General features: G+C 34.2%; 20 protein-coding genes. 14 read left to right on the top strand and 6 right to left on the bottom strand.

Annotated elements, in window-relative coordinates; genetic code table 11:
- Nucleotides 1-74: 74 nt before the first annotated feature.
- The 3 genes from DI487_RS06755 to DI487_RS06745 form a co-directional block, all read right to left on the bottom strand.
- Nucleotides 75-425, bottom strand: coding sequence for a hypothetical protein (locus tag DI487_RS06755; protein ID WP_109568958.1), 351 nt, complete (start codon nt 423-425; stop codon nt 75-77).
- 11 nt (nt 426-436) lie between these two features.
- The gene (locus DI487_RS06750; RefSeq protein WP_109568957.1) at nt 437-3,076 is read right to left on the bottom strand and encodes an EndoU domain-containing protein; all 2,640 of its coding nucleotides are present in this window, start codon (nt 3,074-3,076) and stop codon (nt 437-439) included.
- Between the two features lie 69 nt (nt 3,077-3,145).
- Nucleotides 3,146-6,994: a hypothetical protein gene (locus DI487_RS06745; protein WP_146193388.1), complete on the bottom strand. Its 3,849-nt coding sequence runs from the start codon at nt 6,992-6,994 to the stop codon at nt 3,146-3,148.
- 218 nt (nt 6,995-7,212) lie between these two features.
- Between DI487_RS06745 and DI487_RS16305 the strand changes: the two genes are divergently transcribed.
- Nucleotides 7,213-7,650, top strand: coding sequence for a helix-turn-helix domain-containing protein (locus tag DI487_RS16305; RefSeq protein WP_245896549.1), 438 nt, complete (start codon nt 7,213-7,215; stop codon nt 7,648-7,650).
- The gene (locus DI487_RS16300; protein WP_245896548.1) at nt 7,635-7,907 is read left to right on the top strand and encodes a S24 family peptidase; all 273 of its coding nucleotides are present in this window, start codon (nt 7,635-7,637) and stop codon (nt 7,905-7,907) included. Before DI487_RS16305 ends, DI487_RS16300 begins: the two co-directional genes overlap by 16 nt.
- Nucleotides 7,908-7,958: 51 nt before the next feature.
- Here DI487_RS16300 and DI487_RS06735 read toward each other — a convergent pair whose 3' ends face one another.
- The 3 genes from DI487_RS06735 to DI487_RS06725 all read right to left on the bottom strand — a co-directional run bounded on the left by DI487_RS06735 (nt 7,959) and on the right by DI487_RS06725 (nt 12,456).
- Nucleotides 7,959-9,845 carry a M1 family metallopeptidase gene (locus DI487_RS06735; RefSeq protein ID WP_109568955.1) on the bottom strand — a complete coding sequence of 629 codons (1,887 nt, stop codon included), beginning with the start codon at nt 9,843-9,845 and terminating at the stop codon, nt 7,959-7,961.
- 93 nt (nt 9,846-9,938) lie between these two features.
- Entirely contained in the window at nt 9,939-11,528 is a 1,590-nt protein-coding gene (locus DI487_RS06730; protein WP_109568954.1) for a S8 family peptidase, read from the bottom strand.
- Nucleotides 11,529-11,595: 67 nt separating this feature from the next.
- On the bottom strand, nt 11,596-12,456 hold the full coding sequence (locus tag DI487_RS06725; protein WP_109568953.1) for an MBL fold metallo-hydrolase: 861 nt from the start codon (nt 12,454-12,456) through the stop codon (nt 11,596-11,598).
- A 241-nt stretch (nt 12,457-12,697) separates the two neighbouring features.
- On the opposite strand from DI487_RS06725, the gene DI487_RS06720 reads away from it, so the two are divergent.
- From DI487_RS06720 to DI487_RS06665, 12 genes are all read left to right on the top strand, one after another.
- On the top strand, nt 12,698-13,027 hold the full coding sequence (locus DI487_RS06720; protein ID WP_109568952.1) for a HesB/IscA family protein: 330 nt from the start codon (nt 12,698-12,700) through the stop codon (nt 13,025-13,027).
- 43 nt (nt 13,028-13,070) lie between these two features.
- Entirely contained in the window at nt 13,071-14,519 is a 1,449-nt protein-coding gene (gene sufB / locus DI487_RS06715; protein WP_109568951.1) for a Fe-S cluster assembly protein SufB, read from the top strand.
- A gap of 17 nt (nt 14,520-14,536) precedes the next feature.
- Complete coding sequence (locus DI487_RS06710; protein WP_146193386.1) at nt 14,537-14,911, top strand: hypothetical protein; 375 nt, start codon at nt 14,537-14,539, stop codon at nt 14,909-14,911.
- Nucleotides 14,912-14,929: 18 nt separating this feature from the next.
- The gene (locus DI487_RS06705) at nt 14,930-15,427 is read left to right on the top strand and encodes a flavodoxin family protein (protein WP_109568949.1); all 498 of its coding nucleotides are present in this window, start codon (nt 14,930-14,932) and stop codon (nt 15,425-15,427) included.
- Between the two features lie 3 nt (nt 15,428-15,430).
- Nucleotides 15,431-16,180 carry a Fe-S cluster assembly ATPase SufC gene (sufC, locus tag DI487_RS06700; RefSeq protein WP_109568948.1) on the top strand — a complete coding sequence of 250 codons (750 nt, stop codon included), beginning with the start codon at nt 15,431-15,433 and terminating at the stop codon, nt 16,178-16,180.
- 46 nt (nt 16,181-16,226) lie between these two features.
- Nucleotides 16,227-17,543, top strand: coding sequence for a Fe-S cluster assembly protein SufD (gene sufD / locus DI487_RS06695; protein WP_109568947.1), 1,317 nt, complete (start codon nt 16,227-16,229; stop codon nt 17,541-17,543).
- Nucleotides 17,544-17,637: 94 nt separating this feature from the next.
- The gene (locus tag DI487_RS06690) at nt 17,638-18,639 is read left to right on the top strand and encodes a DUF2157 domain-containing protein (protein ID WP_109568946.1); all 1,002 of its coding nucleotides are present in this window, start codon (nt 17,638-17,640) and stop codon (nt 18,637-18,639) included.
- On the top strand, nt 18,623-19,780 hold the full coding sequence (locus tag DI487_RS06685; protein ID WP_109568945.1) for a hypothetical protein: 1,158 nt from the start codon (nt 18,623-18,625) through the stop codon (nt 19,778-19,780). The genes DI487_RS06690 and DI487_RS06685 overlap by 17 nt, the downstream gene beginning before the upstream one ends.
- Nucleotides 19,781-19,837: 57 nt before the next feature.
- Entirely contained in the window at nt 19,838-21,052 is a 1,215-nt protein-coding gene (locus DI487_RS06680; RefSeq protein WP_109568944.1) for an aminotransferase class V-fold PLP-dependent enzyme, read from the top strand.
- Nucleotides 21,053-21,065: 13 nt separating this feature from the next.
- Nucleotides 21,066-21,542 carry a hypothetical protein gene (locus DI487_RS06675; RefSeq protein WP_109568943.1) on the top strand — a complete coding sequence of 159 codons (477 nt, stop codon included), beginning with the start codon at nt 21,066-21,068 and terminating at the stop codon, nt 21,540-21,542.
- Nucleotides 21,543-21,962, top strand: coding sequence for a SufE family protein (locus DI487_RS06670; RefSeq protein WP_109568942.1), 420 nt, complete (start codon nt 21,543-21,545; stop codon nt 21,960-21,962).
- Between the two features lie 7 nt (nt 21,963-21,969).
- Entirely contained in the window at nt 21,970-23,298 is a 1,329-nt protein-coding gene (locus DI487_RS06665) for an APC family permease (RefSeq protein WP_109568941.1), read from the top strand.
- The last annotated feature ends 9 nt before the right edge of the window (nt 23,299-23,307 follow it).

Here is a 23,307-nt window from a genome sequence, read left to right as displayed (position 1 = left end):
TCTTTTAGTTGTCCGAATTGTAAAAAAATTTATGATGTAATAAAAAAACCGTTCAGGAATGAACGGTTTAAGGTTTAATGGTTTTCTTCAATAAATTTTTTAAAGTCTTGCATAAAAGCATAGAATTCTTGATGTGATAGTTCTAAAGGTTCAACGTCTTGTTTAGCTCTCATTGCCATTTTGTCTATGAGCAAAACACCATTTTTGTTGGCAAAAACAGTTATATCTTCATTGCCCCACACATATGGGTCTTTATCTGCTGCTAATGTTTTGTTTTTTTCTACCCCATCTATGATTTCTTGTGCTTTTTGTGGTGTCCAACCTGAATCACCAAATCTAAAAATTATCTGATATTTTTTTTCTTCTGGCATTATGCCTAAAGTCACTAAATCTTCAATTACTTCTTTGTAAAATTTATATTTCATCTTTTATGAATTTAAATTATTGGATATGCATTCATTATATTCCCTAAATCGTCAATTTCTAATCGGATTTTAAAACCTGAAGTTGTTTTTCCTTCATATTTATTAAATATATCAGATGGTGATTTTATTTTTTTATTTACTCCTTTTACTACTGTGTTTTCATAAACAAAAGCAACTTCTTCCATAATTCGTTCTTTACTCCAGTTTCTTGGAAACATAGAAGAAATTTCATTTTTAGGGAAAAGTTTTCCTTTTAATGATTTTACATCAATTCTTGCTCTAAAAGGTATATCTGGTGGTATATCTTTAACCTTAGAAATACCAGATGGATAAATAATATCCCGAACAATTAAAGATTCGTTTAACCAATGCCCACCTTGACCTTGTAATCCTCTATATAGCCATTCTTTAGAATTAATCCATATATCTGATAATTTAGGTTTTATTATTTCTACATCTCCACTTAAATGATTAATAAAATTTTCATCAAATTTAGAACTATATTTTAAAAACGAGTTTTTTCTTTTGTTTATGATTTCAACTAACTCATCCAAATGTTTTTCTAAATCTGTTCCTTTTTTCAGGTATTCATTAATGGTTTCTGTGAGTTGCTTTTTTGTACCTCTAAAAACTTCTTCTCCTTTATACGCCAGAATGTAAAGATCGTCTTTTAGTTGTCGGAACCGCAAACCTACTTTTGTCAGATCATTTACCCAGTTTTTTTGCAACACCTTTAATGATAGTCTGATAATAGCTGTTATGGGTTCTAATACTACATTAGTTAATGAACCGTTGTAATATACGATAATAATAGCTTTAAATTGAATAAAAATATCATTTAATAAATTTATGATATCCGTTAGAAACGGTTTAATATTCTTCGCTTTTTCCCGTATTCTGGCAAATATAGCAACAAGTTGGTCTGCAACAAATGTTGCCCCGTCTCTTAATTTTTTTAAACTATATTGTGCAGCCTTAAATACATCGGTGATCTCTTTAACGATTATTCTGATCACATCAGCTCCGGTTTTTGCCCCGCCTGTCAATACAGCTCCGATGATGACATCAATAAACATGCCAATCAAATACCCAATATAGTACGCAATTCGGTCTACTGTTATAAAACTTCCTTCGTGGTCTAAGAAGAATTTCGCTAAATTTACGGGTAATGAAAAGATAAATTTATGAAGATCAACTAAGAACGCTATTAATGCTTTCAGGTTTTCCTTAGTGAAAAGGTTACTAATAGTATCAATCATATTTTCAAAGAACTCCAGAAACATGCTTAAATAAGAAGAGGGCGTGATCAGAATACTGGTGCCTGTACTTTTAGCAGCTTGAAGAGCTTCACACAATAAGATTACAATATCAAAAAAACCTTTAAAAACTTCAAAGATACTATTTATAAGCCCTACCAAAAATGCGTTTAAAGCAATCAGTGTGTTTTTAGCAAGAGCAATAGCGAGCAACTCAGGATCAGAAATATAATCTCTTATAGTTTGCAAAACAGTAAGGATCTTCTTTAAAGCTTTTTTCAGATATTTTTTGAACTCGGAAAAAGCAGTATCTTCCATTTGTTGTTCTGTTTTCAACAAAGACATTTCAAAGGAATCGATTTCTTTTAATGCTTTTTTAATGATGTTTTTGGTTTCTTTTTCTTTTGCCTTTTCCTCAAGGGTTTCAAAATGTTCCGGATCAAAAAATAACAGATTTGCTTCTTCATTTTTTGTGCCGTCGGAATTATAATACTGCCATCTTTTCTCATCAAATTTGAGCCCTGCTATTCCTTCTGAAAAAAGTTTCATAGGTTGAATAATAGCCTCTAATGTGAAATTAATAGGTATTGAAATTAATTTATCTGCAAGGATGAATCTTTTTTTAATGAAATGAAGCAAGCTGCCATTGTATTTGATCTCCTCTTCAATAGCTTTAATCAGTGTGTGATTGTCAATATTTATATTTAACTTTAATGAATCTATTACTTTAGTGGTTTGCTTTATAGGAAAAGAGCTAGTTCCTATAACATTATCACCTAACTTTATTCTTAGTACGGAACCGAAAACATTACTTCCCAGATCATTTTCTATAAATAAGACAACTTCATTTTGAAAACATTCAATATTTTGAAAGGCACGTTCCAGTTTTACTCCATCATCCGATACAAAAACAATCACACTTAGGGATTTTTCATGTAGAATATCATTAAGCAAATAAAGAGGAGTGTCTTTTTTTTCTCTGCTAATGCCGATAGTAACATTATCTAATGCTAAAAGCTCTCCTTTATTTAATCGGATATAGAATTTATCCTCAATTGCATAAATTTTTGTAGTAACTGTTTCGAAAGGGTATGCCGAGTAAAGATTGTTATTGAGTGAAAAAGATTCTTCGTTCCATGCAACAATGCCACTTTCTTTTATGTAGTTTATTGTTTCGTCAGATAGTATTTCTCCATCTTCTACATATTCAAAAGCAGTATGATTGTCATTTGTAAAGGCGATTTCTTTGTAAAATACTTCATAAATGTCTTGCTGGTTTTGCTCATTACTTTCATCGTCAATGCGAATATCTTCATTAAAGACAAAGATGTTTGACCGAGTATTTTTATATGAGTAACCACCAAAATTCTGCAGCCCATAATCAATTGCTCTCATAAGATTTTGTTTTTAAAAAAACACTCCGGCAGGTTTTACCTGCCGGAGGTTTAGGTTATTAAATAAGAATTAAAGAAGTTCAACCGTGATGTTGATCTCAACCGTTTGATCGTCTTGTAATTCCACTACTTGCTCTTTTGAACCTTCGGTTACCTGATACGTGTCGGTAGGGAAGTCATTTTCCGCATCTAACAACAATTCATATCTTCCGGCCGGTAAATGATTCAATTCCCAGCTTCCGTTAGCATCACAATACGTAAGGTCTTGTATAGAACCGTCAATGTTCTTCAATAGAATTTTAGAACTGATTCCGTTACTTCCTGCAATTTTACCCAATACTCTTGCAGTTCTCACAACGGTTTGTGCACCGCCTATCTGAGCATCGTTAAAATTAATTTGTGACGATTGCGGTACTTCATCCGGGTTCTCAAAGTCAGTTACATCGGTGTTAAACGGTAAAGCTTTATCTACTTTTAAACCAATGCTTTCCGCTTGTAGAATAGTCATAGACGTTGGCACACGTGTAGGCCAAGCCAAACCGACTTTTTCGCCTTCCGGCGCACGTAGTTCGTCCACAATTGACAAGTACAATTCGTCTTCGATAACCGGAACTTCTCCACCATTCCAGATTTGTCCGGTTTGCATGTAATAACGTACCGCCTCTTCAAAGCCAGGGCGAACGGTTACAATAACACGAGCCATACCACTTTGCATGAATGCTTTGAAAACAGAGTCGTTTGTTTGGTCGTATTGATACATTTTTGCCCATTCCTCACGGTTTGCCCAGTAATACGGATAGAAATTGTAACTCATGATGTCCCATTCAAAGGCTTGTTCCATAAATTTTACAAAGGAAGCATAATCATCAAGGTCGGCGCTCAAATTAACTTCATTACCATCAAACGTATTAACACCATTGAGGAAGTTTTTACCATACGTTCTTTTAGCTGTCGGTGTTTGATCGATCAGGTACGAAATACAGTTTTTACGTAAAATAGTATTTTCAATTTCGCGATAGAATAATGGATTTGTACCCAAAATTTGAACACCTTCGGCTTGTTTTTCAGCTAGCGCATCGTTATAAGTTGCTAATGCTTCTTCATAAGCTTTAATAATGGCGTTGAAGGTTTCTTGTTTCCATTTTTCAATAGAGTTATTATTTAAATAACATTTTGCTCGAATACTTCCGGAAATAATCGGACTTTCTCCGGTTGAAAAGGAATAAGACAGCTTTTTTTCAATGTTTAAACTACTTATAGTACCTGTTTTTAATGTCTGTGCAGTACCAATTATCCAAGTAGAACTCTTACCGCCTATCGTTAAATTAGCTTGATGTGCACCTTTAAAATTATGTGGATAGGTTCCGAATGCATAATCAACACTTTTTACAACATAATTTTCAGGTATATCCAAATCTCCGTTTCCGGATACAATTTGTACTTTACCGTCATCATGACCACCAAATGATGGGTCTCTTCCGTCGAAAGCCTTAGAGATTTCTATAAAGTTTTCCGGTTGGGTTTCAAACTCAACTTTATATTTTCCGGTCCAATATTTTAGCTTATCATTGGTTAATTGTGAGTAATCCGTTAAGGTGAAATCTTCTGCTGTTCTTGGATCAATTGGTTTTTCCAACGTCATAGCTGTTTTGGTTTGTACCAATGAACCTAAAGCTAGTTTATGTAGTTTTGCCGGTTCCGGAACCATAAACTCAAACATTAAACGCTTACCGTAATTAACGATCTGGTTTTTGAAGACTTTGTCTACCCAACGGTAAACGCCTACCACATGTTTATCGCCTTTACGATTGTCAAAGCCATGTGTGTTGTTTTCTTCAAACTCTTCTACAATTTTCTCAATACGCTCTTCTTTTACTTTGGTAACAATGCGGTCTAAGGCTCTTTCCGTGATCTCTTTAGCATTGGTCATTGCCTGACGTGTACTTTGCTCTTTTGAGTTATGAGTAGCATAGTTTGCATTCGTGTTTAAGCCAAAACGCGGTCCGGCAACTTTTGAACCCCATTGAGCACTGAAACTTGCTCCTGCAGAGAAATCTTTACTGTTTGCAATAACATTTGAAACCTCATTCTGCATTTCAAAACGATTAACTGTTGAGGTATCGGTCAATTGTTCTTTTTCGGTTTCGGTGGAAGTAGTTTCCGTAACTTCACTTTTTCGTAAACGTCTTGTCGCTTTCTCTTTGTATTCACGAGCCATAACGTTTTCAATGTGGGCAACTTCACCTTCTACATAACCGTGAATGGTTTGCTCTACTTTATTATAATCGGCTATACCCAATTGTTTGATGCCAAATCCGCTCGGAATAAAAGTGTAATCCGGACTAACAGCACTTCCTGATGTATCACCACTTGTTCCGATAACCGGATCCATTAAGAAGGCTCTGTAAATTGAGGCTAATTTGAAATCAGGAATTACAAATGTTTTTTCGCTTCCATTAGTAAACTGCACAGTTGCTGATAGTTCTTTAAGATCACTGGATATAGTATCCATATTTAAACTTAAGAACAAATCATAGCCTCCTAAATGAATAACTCCGGTAGATGATTTTTCAATGACAGAATCATCTAATTGTGTCATTTTGTATGTGATACTTGAGATTCTCCAGGAAGGATCAGGAATACCAACCATTAAAGTCATGAATCGGGTAGTGCTTAATGTACCTCTTTCTCTTGTTTTAATTTCATACTCAAACGGAGCCAAATTACTTGCGTTGTTATTGGTTTCAATTGTTGTTCCTCCAATTACAACTGTTGTGTTATTGTTTCCTGTTTGATTTTGAGAAATGAGATCATCATTAGCATTGGTTAATTCTTGTAAACCACTATAGGTGCTTTCAAAGGAATTAAAATCCTGAACTAGTGAAAAATCTTCTAATAATCGGCTTTGTTCAGTCGTTCTTCCGGTACTGATTATTGCTGATGGATTAATCAATGTATTAAGGACTTCAAGACTTTCCGTTGATAATTGGTTGGATAGAAAATCCATATCCATCTCATCTCTGAAGCTGAATTCAAATTTCGGCAGATCAGGCTGAGCCACTTCAGCAGGTTGCTGGCAAGGATCATTCGGATCATACGTAATGTTCGGATCTTTAACGCTACAATATTCTTGTCTGGCTGCTTCCAGATCTTTGTTGTACTGATCTAAGAGTGGCTTGATCTTCAACTCATGTGCTTCTAATTGTTTCTGATATTCCGCTTCGTACTCTTTGCGATATGTTTTTTCCGCTTTTTGTAATTCTCTTTGTAGTTTAAGTAAGCTGGCATTATCTTCTTTTAGTTTTGCGGCTGTTTCCAGCTTTTGCATGGCCGGATTCGAAATGTTGATCTCATTAGTTGGAGCAGCAATTTTAGCAGCAATCAGACCGGTTTCAGTTTGATCTTCGATAAACAATGCTTTAGGTAAGATCACTTTGGCTTTTAGTAGATCTTCGATTTTAAAAGAAGCATAGTTTACTAAAATATGTTGTGCTATAAGCAATTGCATCAAAGTTTCTTTGGCGTAAAAATCCTTTTGCGTGATTACTTGGTAATAAAGGTTTTGCCAGATAAGTTTTATGCTTTCGTCTGTTAACAAAGGCATGCCTTCTGCTTTAGCTTTTAATTCAGCGTCTGTAATAGTGCTTCTGTTTTTGGCTACCCAAACAGAAAAATCATATACTTTTTTGTCTAAAGTTTTAATTTCTTCTATTGTTAAGGGTTTAAAGTTTAAAGCCGTTACTTTCAGTGTTTCCAGTTTTGTTGTTTCGGCCGGCTTATTTGCAATGGCTTCGTTAAATTCGCCATAGGCTATTTCGGGTTGCAAAATGAAACCTTTATTCGCTTCATGTTCGGTTGATAATTCAGGAGCTCTCATGCTAACAAAGCGGAAAAGCGTGTTTTTAATTTCGTTACTCATTGTTTAAAAGATTAAAATTGACTTTAATAATAAGAATATATTCTTTGTTTTTGTAATTACATTGCAAATATATAAGATTAAAATCAATTATACAAATTATAATTAGAAAAAAATCTTCTTTTTTGTTGTTTTTTGTCTAAATATTTGACTATAAGCGTATTTTTATTTTGATTTTTAGAAAATAGTCGTATTTTTGTTGCAAAATAATCTTATAACGTATGGTTTCAGAACGATTGGGAATTTATTTAGAGAAAAAGGGCATAAGTTTTTATGCTATTGAAAATGCTTTGAATGCCGGTAGAGGAAGTATTTCTAAGGCTGTTAAAGAAGGAAAGAATATAGGTTCAAATACATTAGAGAATATATTGAATTTATATCCGGATCTTAACCCTACATGGTTATTAACCGGAGAAGGTTCTATGCTTAGGGATGATGATTTCCTGATGGACAAATCAGTTCAGGCTTATCCGTTGAAATCGGATTATTCTATGCACCATCAACAAATTCCGTTGTATGATCTTGAAGCAACGGCTGGCTTGATCCCATTATTTACAGAATCGGCCAATAATATTCCGTTGGATTATATTACCATTCCTAACCTGCCAAAGTGTGACGGTGCAATTTATGTGACGGGGATAGTATGTATCCTTTATTGAAAAGTGGTGATATTGTTCTGTATAAAGCAATAAATGATATTAAAAATGAAATATTTTGGGGAGAAATGTATTTATTGAGCGTAGAAATGAGTGGAGAAGAGTTTGTGATGGTTAAGTATATTCAGAAAGCAGAAAATCCTCAATATGTGAAATTAGTCAGTCAAAATAAACATCATCAGGATAAGGAAGTTGAGATAAGTAAGATAAGAGCTTTGGCTTTGGTGAAAGCGAGTATAAGAATAAATTCAATGAATTAAAAAAGCGGACTTTACAGTCCGCTTTTTTAATAGTATTAGATTTTGTTTTGCTTATTTTTTCTCATAAACGTTGTTGTCTAAATTTACATCAGCCATTAAACCGCTTGGGTCTATTACAATGGCTTTGATGTCGGATTTTGATTTAGGAATTTCAAAACTGAAAGTAGGAAATGCCCAATCCCAACCTTTTAAAACAGTTCGTTCAATAGAGTATGGATTTTCTTTTTCCCAACGCATTAATGTATTCGGAATGTAATAGGTTTTCTGAGTGCCATCTTCAAAGACTACTAACAGATCAAGCGGCATTGGCATGCGCCCGATACGCTCCAATGTTACTTTGGCTTTGCCGTTTTCCTCATCAACTGATTTAACGGCATAATCAATTGTGTTGGTAGTTTGTGTCCAGTCTACTAAATACCAATCTAAAATAGCTCCTGAAACCTTTTCAGCCGAACGTTTGATATCATTAGGCGTAGGGTGTGTGAATTTATAATCGTAGTAGTAACGTTTTAATGTTTTCATTAAATTATCAGTTCCTATTACATAACCTAATTGTGCTAAAAAGATCTCTCCTTTACTATAAGCTGCAATTCCGTAAGCCATATTGTAATCGTAACGATCAGCATGCGTTGATAACGGTTGCTCTTTTCCTGTTTTTACTAAATAACGATAATTTCCGTAAGCGCTCTGAAACGGATTTTGATCTTCTCCTTCTTTCTTTTTGGATGGCAATACTTGTTCCATGGCTAAATCAGAAATAAAGGAAGTAAAGCCTTCATCCATCCATTCGTGTTTGCTTTCGTTTGATGCTAAAATATGTTGGAACCAAGAATGTGCGAATTCATGAGCAGTTACACCAACTAAACTTCCATAGCTTCTGTTACCGGTAATTAACGTACACATAGCATATTCCATTCCGCCGTCTCCGCCTTGTACAACAGAATATTGTTTGTAAGGGTAAGGACCAACTGTTTTGTTGTAGAAATCTAATAATTCAGCCGTTTTAGGTTGCATTTTCTTCCAGTTTTCAAGGTTTTCTTTCTTGTTTTTATAGAAGAAATGTAGTTCTACATTGTCTGGTCCTGTGATTTTATCGTGAATATATTCATTGTCAGCACCCCATGCAAAATCGTGTACGTTTGGTGCTATAAAATGCCAGGTTAAAGTTTTAGTTTTTCTGGGGTGTTTTACCGTTACGCCTTTATCTTCATAACCATGACCGATTTCATTTTTGTTTTGTAAATAGCCGGTTCCGCCAATAGTATACTCTTTGTCTATAGTAATTTTGACATCAAAATTCCCCCAAACTCCGTGAAATTCTCTTCCGATATAAGGATCAGCGTGCCAACCTTCAAAGTCGTACTCTGCCATTTTCGGGTACCATTGTGTCATAGAAAGCGCAATGCCTTCTTCAGAATTTCTTCCGGAACGACGCACTTGCAATGGAACCTGACCGTCAAAATCTAAAGTGAACGTAGTTTTTTGATGAGGTAAAAGAGGCTTAGTTAATTTCACCTCTAAAATAGTGCCTTCTTCTTTAGTTTCAGCAGTTGTACCATCTTGTTTTAAATTGGAAATTTTTAAATAACCTATTTCATCCGGTTTTAGTTGGCTTATTCGGCTTTCATATATTTCTTTATCGGCTTGTTTAAAAGTTTTTACCATTCGCTTGTCCGGATCAGAAATACTGGTTAAACGAGCATCCATGGCACTACCCGGTTGAAAGGCGTTAGGATATAAATGATAGAATACACGATATAAAGTGTCAGAGGAGTTGTTCGTATAAACTAATTCTTGTTTTCCTTTATATTGAAAATTTTTCACATTCATGTCAACTTCCATTTTGTAATCGACATGTTGTTGCCAATATCCCGGATTAGGATTGTTTTGGCTAAAACCTAAAAGTGAAAAAAGAGAAAAGATTGCTATTTTTTTCATTTTTTTAAAATTTTTATCAAGTAACTAAAAAACCACGAAAACACAAAACTTTAGTTGTGAATTCGTGGTTTTCATTATTGATTGGTCAAATGGTTATTTTGACATTTTTTCAGCCAAGATCAGAGCATTATATGCGTTTACGATTTTTCCGGTTTTAGAAACTTCAGAAAAATTAGCTTTGTGCTGGTCTTCACCTGCCTTAATATCATTTTTAAGCGAAATACCACTTTCCATGATGATTTGTTTTACTTGTGCAGCCGTTAATTTAGGATAATAAGAACGGATTAAAGCTGCAACTCCGGCTACATTTGGAGAAGCCATTGAAGTTCCTTGTAAATATTCATACGTGTTTTCCGGTGTAGTAGCGTAAATTTTCATACCCGGAGCAAAGATGTCTACATTGCGTTTTCCGTAGTTTGAGAAAGGGGCTACCATTTTAGAACCATACTCAACATTTAATGCACCAATGATCAATACATTGTTTGAGATTTCAGGCTCACCGTCGTAAGAATCACTTGGATATTTGTTAATTACATCTAGATCATACGATTCATTACCGGCAGCAAAAATTACTAAAACGTCTTTTTCAGCGGCATATTTTAAAGCATCTTGTACCCACTCTTTGTGAGGTGAAAAATATTTACCGAATGAACCGTTGATTACTTTAGCGCCGTTGTCTACTGCATAGCGAATACCTAAAGCAATATCTTTGTCATACTCGTCTCCGTTTGGCACTGCTCTTACAGCTAATATTTTAGCATTAGTGGCTACACCGTCGCCTCCTAAATTGTTATCTCTAACCTGAGCAATAATACCCGCAACGTGAGTTCCGTGTTTTGCTTCTTTAGCAACCGGACCGATCACATTATTGTTACCATATTTAGTATCTGTGATGTCTTCCGGATTGTCGCCAACAATTGAACGTCCGTCAAATTCAACATTTAAGTTGTAATTCAATTGACCGTAAACATAATCTTTATAGCTTTCGATTTGTTTGTCGAAACCAGCTTTATCTGTTTTTGCTAAAATGTTTTCAAACATAGCTTTTGCTTGTGTTAAGCCTGTATCTGTTGTTTGAATAGCTTGAACTTCAGCTAAAGTGAAATCTTTTTTACCTAATTTATCTGCAATTGTTTTTTCCGCATTTAGAATCATGTCTAATTGCATCTTAGCAGGCTGAAGTTCTTTTAGTTTTTCATCTAATTCAGCTTTAGCTTTATTGTATTCCGGAGTTCTCGGTCCTTTTTTTACAATACGAGTCAATTCTAATTGCTCGTTAACGGCATCGCCTAAAAAGTTCCATCCGTGGATATCGTCGATATAACCGTTTTTATCGTCATCAATTCCGTTACCTGCAATTTCTTTCGGGTTAGTCCAGATTTTTCCTTGTAGATCTTCATGGTTGATATCAACACCGGAGTCTACAACTCCTACAATAACTGTTTGTCCTTTTTTCCCTTTAAGTAATTCAGCATAAGCTCTGTCAACGCTCATTCCGGGAACAGTGTCTTTTACTAAATCCAAGTCACTCCATCTTTTTAGATCTTTTTCAGCAAGAGGCGTGATTTTAAGAGGAAGGTTATCAACGTTTTCTATAGGAGTAGAAATCATTTTTTGAGGTCCACAACTTACCAAAGCTAAAGCTAGTAAGGCAGAGACATAGAAAGGATTAATTTTTTTCATTATTTCTTAAATCATTAATTATTGGGTAATACGTATATAAAAACTCTAATTTGTTACACAATTAACACTATTTTAAGACTTCTTCACAAGTCATAACTTCTTTTAAGCGAACCCCTTTTTCAGTATGTTGAACAGTTATGATCTGGTTGTGTGCATCATGTTCCAGCCATAATAAATAATCTTCGTCAGCAGCTTTATTCATGAATTTCGCTTTTTCATCTACGGTTAGTAAAGGACGGGTATCATATCCCATAACGTAAGGAATAGGAATGTGTCCGGCAGTTGCTAATAAATCTGCACAAAATACTAACGTTTTGCCTTCGTATTGAAGGTGCGGCAACATCTGCTTTTCGGTATGTCCATCTACAAAGAGAATTCCGAATCCAAGTGGGCTTTCAGCTAAATAATCTCCATCCGGTTTTTCTATGAATTTAAGTTGTCCGCTCTCTTCCATAGGCAAGATATTTTCTTTTAAAAAAGATGCTTTTTCTCGTACATTAGGAACAGTTGCCCATTGCCAATGGTCTTTATTGCTCCAGTACGTAGCATTTTTAAAGGCAGTTTCATATCCGGTTCTGTCTTTGTTCCAGTTTACACTTCCGCCACAATGGTCAAAATGCAGGTGAGTCATGAAAACATCAGTTATATCATCAGGGTGAAACCCTTTTTCTTTTAAAGATTTTTCCAGAGAAAAATCTCCCCAAAGAGAATAGTAACCGAAAAATTTATCCGACTGCTTGTTGCCCATTCCGGTATCAATTAAAATTAAGCGATTACCGTCTTCAATCAGCATACATCGGGCAGCTATATCAATCAGGTTGTTATGATCTGCCGGATTGGTCTTGTTCCAGATAGTTTTGGGAACAACTCCGAACATTGCTCCTCCGTCTAATTTGAAATTGCCGGCTTCAATTGCATGAATTTTCATTTTGCTATAGGGGATTTTTATAAAATTAACATTCAAAAGCTAAAAGTACTGAATACAATTCAGAAAAGCAGAATATAAAGTTTAATTTTTTTGTGATATGATAAAGGAAAAGGGGAGGATTTCCTGCTTTTTTGTATAAAGAAATCTTATAGATTCATAAGTTATAAAAATGTTATAAGCTATGAAATGAGTGTTAAAAACCATATCTTTGCGGTTAATTTAGACAAAATCAATTTAAGGTATGATAAAAGTGTCGGATTCTGCAAAGAAAAAAGCCATTGAATTAATGCAGGAAGATGGTTTTGATGCCGTTAAAGATTTTATTCGTGTAGGAGTAAAAAGCGGCGGATGTAGTGGTTTGTCCTATGAGTTGAAATTTGATTCCGTTCAAAGAGATGACGATAAGTTGTTTGAAGACAATGGGGTTAAGATTTTAGTTGACAAGAAAAGTTTTTTGTATTTGATAGGTACAACATTGGAATATTCAGGAGGTCTGAACGGAAAGGGGTTTGTATTTAATAATCCTAATGCAAACAGAACTTGTGGATGCGGAGAGAGTTTCTCCCTTTAGTTAAAAAACAAAAATAAGATATGTCTATATCAGACTTAATTTTATGAGTAAGTATACAGAAGAACATTTAAAAGAAGAACTGGCTTCAAAGGAATATGAGTACGGGTTCTATACCGATATAGAATCGGAGACTTTTCCTGCGGGCTTGAATGAAGAAATTGTTCGTGCTATTTCGAAAAAGAAAAACGAGCCGGAATGGATGACAGAATGGCGTTTGGAAGCGTTTCGGGTTTGGAATGAAATGTCTGAGCCGGAATGGGCGAATGTACATTATGAAAAACCGGATTTCCAGTCGGTGTCCTATTATTCTGCACCTAAGAAAAAGGATAAATACCAGAGTTTAGATGAGGTTGATCCCGAATTATTGGAGACATTCAAGAAATTAGGTATTTCGATTGATGAGCAAAAACAATTAGCCGGAGTAGCTGTAGATATTGTAATGGATTCCGTTTCAGTAGCTACGACTTTCAAAAAAACATTAGCAGAAAAAGGAATTATCTTCTGTTCTATTTCCGAAGCGATTCAAAATCACCCGGAATTAGTAAAAAAATATTTAGGAACAGTCGTACCTAAAACGGATAATTTCTATGCGGCATTAAATTCAGCAGTATTCTCAGACGGAAGTTTTTGTTACATTCCTAAAGGCGTTCGTTGTCCGATGGAGTTATCGACCTATTTCCGTATTAATCAGGGAGGGACCGGTCAGTTCGAGCGAACATTGGTAATTGCCGATGAAGGTAGTTATGTTTCGTATCTGGAAGGTTGTACCGCACCCATGCGCGATGAAAATCAATTGCATGCAGCAGTTGTAGAATTGATTGCGTTGGAAGACGCAGAAATAAAATATTCGACAGTTCAAAATTGGTATCCAGGAAACAAAGAAGGCAAAGGAGGAGTTTACAATTTTGTTACCAAGAGAGGTTTGTGTGAGAAGAATGCTAAAATTTCCTGGACACAAGTAGAAACAGGTTCGGCAGTAACCTGGAAATATCCTTCTTGTATATTAAAAGGAGACAATTCAGTAGGAGAATTTTACTCAATTGCAGTGACCAATAATTTTCAGCAAGCTGATACAGGAACAAAAATGATCCATTTGGGCAACAATACTAAATCTACGATTATTTCAAAAGGTATTTCTGCCGGAAAATCGCAAAATAGTTATCGCGGGTTGGTACAGGTTAGCTCCAGAGCAGAAAATGCACGTAACTTTTCGCAATGTGATTCGTTGTTAATGGGAAATGAGTGCGGAGCGCATACGTTTCCTTATATTGAAAGTAAAAATTCAACGGCACAGATAGAGCATGAGGCCACAACTTCAAAGATAGGGGAAGACCAAGTGTTTTACTGTAATCAAAGAGGTATTCCTACTGAAAAAGCTATTGCACTTATTGTGAATGGTTTCAGTAGAGAAGTGTTGAATAAACTACCGATGGAATTTGCTGTAGAGGCGCAAAAATTATTAGAAATTTCATTAGAAGGTTCCGTAGGATAAATTAATGTTCTTGAATAATGAATCTATCAAAAAATCAAAAAATACTAATAGGAATTTTACACTTTCTTCCTGTAATAGGGATGATAGCGTATTTCATTTTCTTTTTTAGTTTTTTTATAAATACTATTCCTTCTTTTGAGAACCAAGATCAGGAAAATCCGCCGGCAGATGTTTTAAGCGGATTTTTAAGTGCATTTGTTATTATAATCATAACAATGTTTGTCTCTATAGGAGTTAAAGTTTTTGACATTATTCATTTGACAAAATCAAATAAAAGAGAGACAGGAAATAAAGTGTTGGTTTGGGTTTTACTTTTTGTTTTTACGGGGATTATCGGGGAGATCGTCTATTATTTTTTAGAAATTCTTCCGGAAAAAAAGCCTGAAAATTAATGCCCTTTCTGTAATAAAATGAAGAATAAAGCTATAATCATTGTAGGATCATCTCGTAAAAAAGGGAACACAACCCGTATAGTTGATGCTATTGAAGAACAATATGATGTTGAGGTAGTTAACCTTAGTGATTATGAGTTTTCGTACTATGATTACGAAGCCCAAAACAAAAATGATGATTTCTTTAGTTTGATAAAGAGAGTTATAGAACATTATGATGTTTTGGTTTTTGCTACTCCTGTATATTGGTATACGATGAGTGGTGTTATGAAAGTATTTTTTGACCGGTTTTCCGATTTGATTCGGATAGAGAAAGAAACCGGAAGAAAATTAAGAGGTAAAAGCATGGCTGTTTTGTCTAATTCACACGATAGTGAAATTGAAGACACATTTTATCTGCCGTTTAAAAAATCGGCTGATTATTTAGGAATGCAATATTTAGGAAATGTGCATTACAATGCTGATATAAAAGAAGATACAATTAATAAAAAGATAAGTTTTTTACAAAAAAGATAAATAATGTTAAGCATTAAAAATTTACACGCTTCTGTAGAAGATAAAGAGATATTAAAAGGAATTGATTTAGAGGTAAAAGCAGGTGAGGTTCATGCTATTATGGGACCAAATGGTGCCGGAAAGTCTACACTTTCTTCTATTATTGCCGGAAACGAGAATTATGAAGTAACGGAAGGAGAAATTATCCTTGATGGTGAAGATATTTCTGAATTAGCTCCGGAAGAAAGAGCCCACAAAGGTATTTTCTTATCGTTCCAATATCCGGTTGAAATTCCGGGAGTTTCTGTTACAAACTTCATAAAAACGGCTATAAACGAAGGACGTAAAGCAAAAGGTATGGAAGAAATGCCGGCAAATGAAATGTTGAAAAAGATCCGTGAAAAATCAGAGCTGTTGGAAATGGATAAAAAATTCTTGTCACGTTCTTTAAATGAAGGATTTTCAGGTGGAGAGAAAAAGCGTAATGAAATTTTTCAAATGGCCATGTTGGAACCTAAAGTAGCTATTTTGGACGAAACGGATTCCGGATTGGATATTGATGCCTTGCGTATTGTTGCTAATGGTGTTAATAAATTAAAAAGTCCTGAAAATGCAGTAGTTGTAATTACTCACTACCAACGTTTACTGGATTATATTGTTCCGGATTTTGTTCATGTATTAATGGATGGAAAAATTGTGAAGTCAGGAACTAAAGAGCTTGCTCTTGAACTGGAAGAAAAAGGATACGATTGGATTAAAGCAGAAATTCAGTAAACAGTCTTAGTAAGACTAATTTGCTGTAAACTGTAAACTAAAGAATATGGATTTAAAAGAAAAATTACTTTCGTCTTATCTTGCTTTTGAGGAGAAGTTTGATGATCATTCTTCCCTTCATGATATACGAAATCATGCTATAAAAAACTTTGAAACAAAAGGATTTCCTTCCAAAAAAGAAGAAGCCTGGAAATATACTTCGTTAAATGCTGTTTTAAAGAACGATTACAGTGTTTTTCCAAAATCAGAACCGGCAATCGAATTTAAAGATGTAAAAAAATATTTTTTACACGACATCGATACTTATAAATTGGTGTTTATTGACGGAAAGTTCAGTTCTTTTCTGTCGCAAACAACACATGACGGAATCGACGTATGTTTGTTGTCTTCCGTTTTGAACAAACCTAAATACAAACTGATTCTGGATACTTATTTCAATCAGGTTGCCAGTAAGGAAGAATCTTTAACGACATTAAATACAGCTTTTGCTCAGGAAGGTGCATTTATCAATATCCCGAAAGGAAAAATTGCAGATAAACCGGTTGAAATTGTTCATTTTTCTACAGGTTCTGAAGCAGCCATAATGTTGCAGCCAAGGAATTTAGTGATCGTTGGTGAAAATGCCCATGTTCAAATTATTGAACGTCATCAAAGCTTGAATGAAAATCCGGTGTTAACAAATAGTGTTACAGAAGTTTTTGCACAGAAGAGAGCGATCTGTGATTATTATAAATTGCAAAATGATGTAGAGACAGCTAACCTGATAGATAACACCTATATTGCTCAAAAACAAGAGAGCAGAGTTTCAGTTCATACATTTTCGTTTGGTGGTAATATAACAAGAAATAACCTGAATTTTTACCATCAAGGGGAAAGAATAGATTCTACATTAAAAGGAATTACAATCATTGGTAACAGACAGCACGTTGACCATTATACTTTAGTGCAACATGCACAGCCTAATTGTGAAAGTCATCAGAATTATAAAGGAATCTTCGGTGATAGTGCTACAGGCGTTTTTAACGGGAAAATATATGTGGAAAAAGAAGCCCAAAAAACCGATGCTTTCCAGCAAAACAATAATATCTTGTTAAGCGATAAAGCCACAATCAATGCTAAGCCACAATTGGAGATTTTTGCAGATGATGTAAAATGTTCGCACGGATGCACTATCGGACAGTTAGATGAAAGCGCTATGTTCTATATGCAACAACGCGGAATTCCTAAAAAGGAAGCCAGAGCATTGTTGATGTATGCTTTTTCAAATGAAGTAATTGAGAGTATTAAATTACCGGACTTGAAACATAGAATTACTAAGATCATTGCTAATAAATTAGGTGTTAATCTAGGATTTGATTTGTAGAGAAAAATTATAATATATTTTAAAGACCGCCTTTAGGGCGGTCTTTTTGTAATGTTAAATTATAATTTCCATACCTTTATTCAAACTTTAATTCATGGGGAAATCAAATTTTTCGAAAATTTTGCTTCAAAAATTATATCAAAAAGAGTTTTTGAATGATAATAATTTAGAAGAAATAGCTGAATATCAAAAGAAAAACATTTTTTCGTTACGAAGCGAATTACTTTTGGTAATTTACTTTTCAGTGATTTTATTTACTTCAGGAATAGGGGTAATTGTGTATAACAATATTGACTCTATTGGACATTTAGCGATACTTTCGGCTAATTTTATTTTGATGTTGGTATGTTTTTATTTTAGTTTTAAAAAAGCGAAAGGCTATTCTAACCATGAGGTTTTATTCGAAAATCCACTTTATGATTATTTAGTTTTAACGGGTAGTTTACTTGCTTGTATTTTTTTAGGATATATTAATTTCCAATATGAAATTTTTGGAGAATCGTATGCTTATGTTTCTTTGATTTCAGCAATACTTTGTTTTTTTGTAGCTTATTATTTTGATAATAGAATTGTACTTTCCATTGCGATCACCAGTTTAGCCGCTTTTATTGGAATAACAATAACACCAAAAAGTTTGTTTGAAAATGAAGTTTATTCTAGTTTACAATTAACGTATTCCGGATTGGTTTTAGGAATCTTTTTATTAGTTTGGATGGAATATACATTAAGAACTAAGATAAAAGCCCATTTTTATTTTGTATATGCCACGTTTGCTTTGCATTTGTTAGGTGTTTGTATTTTGTCTGGTTTACTTTCAGAACATTGGTTTATCTTTATTCCTATTTTAATAGGTTTTGTATATTATTTTTACCAATTCAGTTATAAAGTTTTAGCAACTTCTGTTTTCGCTTTTATGTTATTGTATAGCTATTTCAGCTTCAATGTTTTGGGAGGGAAAATATTAACTTTAATAAATTTTGATCCTTTTTATGAACAGTTAATTATTGTTTCTCCGTTTTATGTTATTGCAAGTATTTATTTTTTTATCCGATTAGTAAAACAATTTAATTCCAAAAAAAATGCAAGCATACAATAAATTAAATATAGAGAATTATTTTTTAGCAGAAGAAGCGAAAAAGTTATATAGAAAGAGATTTTTAAATAAAGAACAATTAATAGCAATATGTTCTCAATTAGTCCAATTGAAATCTAATTCTAATATTTTCTTTCGAATTGGTTTTTTTCTGTTGGGTAGTTTTTTATTTTCAAGTATAATTAGTGCTTTTGCTGTGGTTTTACTTCAAATTATTTCGCATGATTATCAAATTATTTTCTTTTTATATGCTATAGTAGCTTACATTGGTTTGGAAGTGTTGGTTAAAATGAAGTTTTTCCGTCATGGACTAGACGATGCATTTATTCTTTCCTCTCAAGTTTCTTTTTTAATCGGAATAGGAATTCTTTCTGAATCAGTTATATCTGTATTAATAACGATGGTTGTTTTAGGTATTTTTTTTACAATTCGATTTATCAATACCATTTCGGCATTAATTGCATATATAGGATTGGTTGGTATTTTTTTCAATAGTATTGTTGAACACGATTTTATGCCTAAATTTTATTTGTCATTTGTCGGATTAGCATTGGCAGTTTTTATTTATTTTTTTGTAGGTTATTTAATTAAAAATCAAAATTTATATCCTTATTTTAAGACTTTTGATACTATTCGAATAGTTAGTTTACTTTTAGGTTATTTGTCTATGAATTATCTGGTAGTTCGAGAATTATCAGAATCGTTGATGGAGTTAACTATTACAAATGCTTCAGATGTTCCGTTTGCAATAGTTTTTTATATACTAACTTTTTTTATTCCTTTACTGTATATCTTTTGGGGAATAAAATGGAAAGACAAATTGGTTTTATACTCAGGATTATTAACATTGGTATTTGGGTTTTTCTCCATACGGTATTATTACAATATTCTTCCAATCGAATTTGTAATGGTATTTAGTGGTATTTTCCTTTTTGGGTTAGCGTATTTAATAATTCAAAAATTAAAGAATAAAACTGAAGGTGTTACTTTTAAGCCCGATAGAGATTTAGACAATTCATTATTGTTTAATGCTCAAGCAGTTTTATCGTTTGTTAATGTAGCTACACCAACAGAGGACCAAACCAATTCAATGGAATTTGGCGGTGGCGGATTTAGTGGGGGAGGAGCCGGAGAGAAGTTTTAATTCGATTTTAACCTTTATTTATTCTTATTATAAACAATCAAGTTGTAAATTTGCAACATGATTGACATTCAAAAAATAAGAGCCGATTTTCCTATTTTAAACCAAACGGTAAACGGTAAACCCTTAGTCTATTTTGACAATGCGGCTACAGCCCAAAAACCCTTAGTAGTTATTGAGGCTATTGAAAAATATTATAAAGAGATCAATGCTAACATCCATCGTGGAGTACATACATTAAGCCAGTTGGCAACAGATGCCTACGAAGTGTCCAGAAACACGATTCAGAAGCATTTGAATGCCAAACATTCCTATGAGATCATTTTTACTGCCGGAACCACTTTCGGGATCAATTTAGTAGCCAACGGTTTTGCCGCTTTGCTAAAAGAGGGTGATGAGGTAATGGTTTCACATTTAGAGCATCACAGTAATATTGTCCCTTGGCAATTGCTTTGTGAACGTACCGGTGCAAAATTAGTCGTAATTACAATGAATGATGAAGGAGAATTAAACCTTGATGAATTTGAAAAACAGCTTTCCGATAATGTAAAAGTTGTTGCTGTAAATCATATTTCAAACGCCTTAGGAACAGTAAATCCGATCAAAGAGATCATTGAAAAAGCACACAAGGTCGGGGCAGCAGTTCTTATAGACGGAGCACAGGCAACACCACATTTAAAACCGGATGTACAGGAGTTAGATTGCGATTTTTATGCTTTTTCGGGACATAAAGTATGTGGGCCAACAGGAGTAGGCGCCTTATACGGTAAAGAAGAGTGGTTGCGTAAATTGCCTCCTTATCAGGGAGGAGGTGAAATGATTGCTGAGGTAACATTTGAAAAAACGACCTATGCTGATCTGCCACATAAATTTGAAGCCGGAACGCCTAATATTGCAGGAGGGATTGTTTTAGGTACTGCTTTAGATTATCTTAATACAATAGGTTTTGAAAATATAGCGTCTTACGAGCAAGAGTTATTAGAATATGCTACTGAGAAACTACTGCAAATTGAAGGTTTGAAAATTTACGGAACGGGTAAAAATAAAGCTTCTGTAATTTCATTTAATATAGAGGGAATCCATCCGTATGATATTGGCACGATTGTAGATAAATTAGGGGTAGCAGTACGAACCGGACATCATTGCGCCCAACCGATCATGCAATATTTCAATATTCCGGGAACAATAAGAGCCAGTTTTGCGTTCTATAATACCAAAGAAGAAATTGATATCTTTGTAGAAGCGGTTCAAAAAGCGCAAGTTATGTTGTCTTAAAAATTAAGGAATTATGAAAACTTTGGCCACATTTATTTTAGGTTTAATGACTTTAACCGGTTGTAATTGCCAAAAGGCAGTTACAGAAAAGGAAAATATAACTTCTCAAGAGATCATGAAACAACAAACAATTCCTGTTTTGGAATATGAAGCTTTTACAAGAGGCTTTTATCAAAAGATCACAGTAACAGACCAAAAAGTTTCAGTTGTTACGACAAGAAATGGAAAAGCTGTAGTAACACCTATAAGCGATAAGGATTGGGAGGAATTACAAAGTTTATATGCTACAGTAGATAAAGAAGGTCTGGCTACACTAGAATCGCCAACTCAAAAGAGATTTTACGATGGAGCACCGATTGCTAATTTAAGAGTGATCGACGGAGATAAAATATATGAATCTGCTGCGTTTGATGGAGGTTTTCCGCCACAAGCTATAGAAAAAATAGTGAACAAGTTAATTGAAGTTGCTGATAATATAAAAGAACAATAAATGACCATTCAGGAAATACAGGAAGAAATAGTAGATGAGTTTTCAATGTTTGACGATTGGATGCAACGCTATGAATATATCATTGAGTTGGGAAAATCACTTCCTCTGATAGATGAACAATACAAAACAGACGATTATAGTATTAAAGGTTGTCAGTCCAAAGTTTGGGTGCATGCTGATGATGAGGATGGGAAAGTTATTTTTACAGCAGATAGTGATGCCATTTTGACCAAAGGGATCATTGCTATTCTGATACGTACTTTTTCAGGACATACACCCCAAGAGATCTTGGATGCCAATACAGACTTTATCGATGAAATAGGTTTAAAGGAACACCTTTCACCTACAAGAGCTAATGGGTTAGTATCGATGATAAAGCAAATAAAAATGTACGCTCTGGCTTATCAGGCTAAACACTAATAAGTGCATGTCGGTAATCAGAAAAAGAAATAAAGACCTCGGATTATTAGAGCTGGTCGCTATAGCACTTGGCGGTATGGTAGGTGGTGGTATCTTTACAGTTTTAGGGATATCCGTTTCAATGATTGGTAATTTAACTCCGATAGCTTTAATTATAGGAGGTTTGATAGCGCTCTTAGCAGCCTATTCGTATGTTAAGTTGGGATTGTATTACAAAGATGAAGGAGCAACCTATTCCTTTTTTAAAAGAACGTATCCTGATTCTCACTTTTCCGCTTCCATCATAGGCTGGTTTATTATTTTCGGGTATATCAGTACTTTGGCATTGTATTCATTCACGTTTTCGTCTTATGCTTTGAGTGCTTTCGGTTTTGGAGACGTTATTTGGGCTCGAAAAGCGGCAGCAATCTTCATTTTAGGTGTTTTTACTCTTATTAATGTTTGGAGTGTTAACGGAATGGGAAAAATTGAAGATATTATGGTATATACCAAGTTAGTTATTTTGGTTGCCATTTCTTTTGTTTTGATCCAATACGGAGAAGTTGATTTTAATACGTTCTTACAAAACATGGCTGTTGACTATAAAAATTCGACAGTGCTTTCAGTATTAATTGTGGCATCCGTAACCTTTGTTTCGTATGAAGGATTTCAATTGGTCATCAATGCGGTTAATGAAATGACCGATCCGGACAGAAATATACCGAGAGCTATTTATCTGGCTATCTTTTTAGCGATAATTATTTATTTGGTAATTGCTACAGGCGCATTGTTTTCTATAACACCACAGGAAATTGTTAAAAATAAAGAGTATGCCTTAGCTATCGGGGCTAAGAATGCTATCGGGAAGTTAGGTTCTAACCTCGTGGTATTAGGAGCTGTCTTAGCAACGAGTAGTGCTATAAGCGGAACAGTATTCGGTTCGTCTCGTCAGGTGGCTGTTATTGCAACAGATGGTTATTTCCCGAAATGGTTATCGATCAGAAAGGACAGTATTCCTAAAAATGCCATTTATGCCATGACTCTGACCGCTTCATTTTTAATTGTGATCGGAGGGCTGGAATTGATTTTAGAATTCGGAAGTATTACTTTTTTATTAGTCTCTTTATTGATGGCAATAGCTAATTATAAAATAAAAGAAAAGACAAAAGCCTCAACTTTTGCAACAAGTACTGCTATTTTAGGGCTGGCATGTGGCGGAATATTAATTTTATACTATGAATTTACCCATAATTGGGAGCAGATGTCATTCATAATTGTCCTTTATGTTATTTTAGGATTAGGAGCCTGGTTGTTTGCAAAAAGACATGAGAAGAAAACAATAAAAACTATAGATTAAAAATTAATT

The organism is Flavobacterium sediminis (genome assembly GCF_003148385.1).
Classification (GTDB): Bacteria; Bacteroidota; Bacteroidia; order Flavobacteriales; family Flavobacteriaceae; genus Flavobacterium; species Flavobacterium sediminis.
Note: the sequence above shows the minus strand (reverse complement) of the source record. Positions and strands in the feature narration are given on the sequence as shown.

Bases quoted from the DNA above. Each gene is read 5' to 3' on its own strand.
- sufD (WP_109568947.1), top strand. From the start codon at position 16,227: ATGGATTTAAAAGAAAAATTACTTTCGTCTTATCTTGCTTTTGAGGAG.
- DI487_RS06680 (WP_109568944.1), top strand. From the start codon at position 19,838: ATGATTGACATTCAAAAAATAAGAGCCGATTTTCCTATTTTAAACCAA.
- sufC (WP_109568948.1), top strand. From the start codon at position 15,431: ATGTTAAGCATTAAAAATTTACACGCTTCTGTAGAAGATAAAGAGATA.
- DI487_RS06720 (WP_109568952.1), top strand. From the start codon at position 12,698: ATGATAAAAGTGTCGGATTCTGCAAAGAAAAAAGCCATTGAATTAATG.
- sufB (WP_109568951.1), top strand. From the start codon at position 13,071: ATGAGTAAGTATACAGAAGAACATTTAAAAGAAGAACTGGCTTCAAAG.
- DI487_RS16305 (WP_245896549.1), top strand. From the start codon at position 7,213: ATGGTTTCAGAACGATTGGGAATTTATTTAGAGAAAAAGGGCATAAGT.
- DI487_RS06675 (WP_109568943.1), top strand. From the start codon at position 21,066: ATGAAAACTTTGGCCACATTTATTTTAGGTTTAATGACTTTAACCGGT.
- DI487_RS06735 (WP_109568955.1), bottom strand. From the start codon at position 9,845: ATGAAAAAAATAGCAATCTTTTCTCTTTTTTCACTTTTAGGTTTTAGC.
- DI487_RS06755 (WP_109568958.1), bottom strand. From the start codon at position 425: ATGAAATATAAATTTTACAAAGAAGTAATTGAAGATTTAGTGACTTTA.
- DI487_RS06670 (WP_109568942.1), top strand. From the start codon at position 21,543: ATGACCATTCAGGAAATACAGGAAGAAATAGTAGATGAGTTTTCAATG.
- DI487_RS16300 (WP_245896548.1), top strand. From the start codon at position 7,635: ATGTATCCTTTATTGAAAAGTGGTGATATTGTTCTGTATAAAGCAATA.
- DI487_RS06710 (WP_146193386.1), top strand. From the start codon at position 14,537: ATGAATCTATCAAAAAATCAAAAAATACTAATAGGAATTTTACACTTT.
- DI487_RS06725 (WP_109568953.1), bottom strand. From the start codon at position 12,456: ATGAAAATTCATGCAATTGAAGCCGGCAATTTCAAATTAGACGGAGGA.
- DI487_RS06690 (WP_109568946.1), top strand. From the start codon at position 17,638: ATGGGGAAATCAAATTTTTCGAAAATTTTGCTTCAAAAATTATATCAA.
- DI487_RS06730 (WP_109568954.1), bottom strand. From the start codon at position 11,528: ATGAAAAAAATTAATCCTTTCTATGTCTCTGCCTTACTAGCTTTAGCT.
- DI487_RS06665 (WP_109568941.1), top strand. From the start codon at position 21,970: ATGTCGGTAATCAGAAAAAGAAATAAAGACCTCGGATTATTAGAGCTG.
- DI487_RS06750 (WP_109568957.1), bottom strand. From the start codon at position 3,076: ATGAGAGCAATTGATTATGGGCTGCAGAATTTTGGTGGTTACTCATAT.
- DI487_RS06745 (WP_146193388.1), bottom strand. From the start codon at position 6,994: ATGAGTAACGAAATTAAAAACACGCTTTTCCGCTTTGTTAGCATGAGA.
- DI487_RS06705 (WP_109568949.1), top strand. From the start codon at position 14,930: ATGAAGAATAAAGCTATAATCATTGTAGGATCATCTCGTAAAAAAGGG.
- DI487_RS06685 (WP_109568945.1), top strand. From the start codon at position 18,623: ATGCAAGCATACAATAAATTAAATATAGAGAATTATTTTTTAGCAGAA.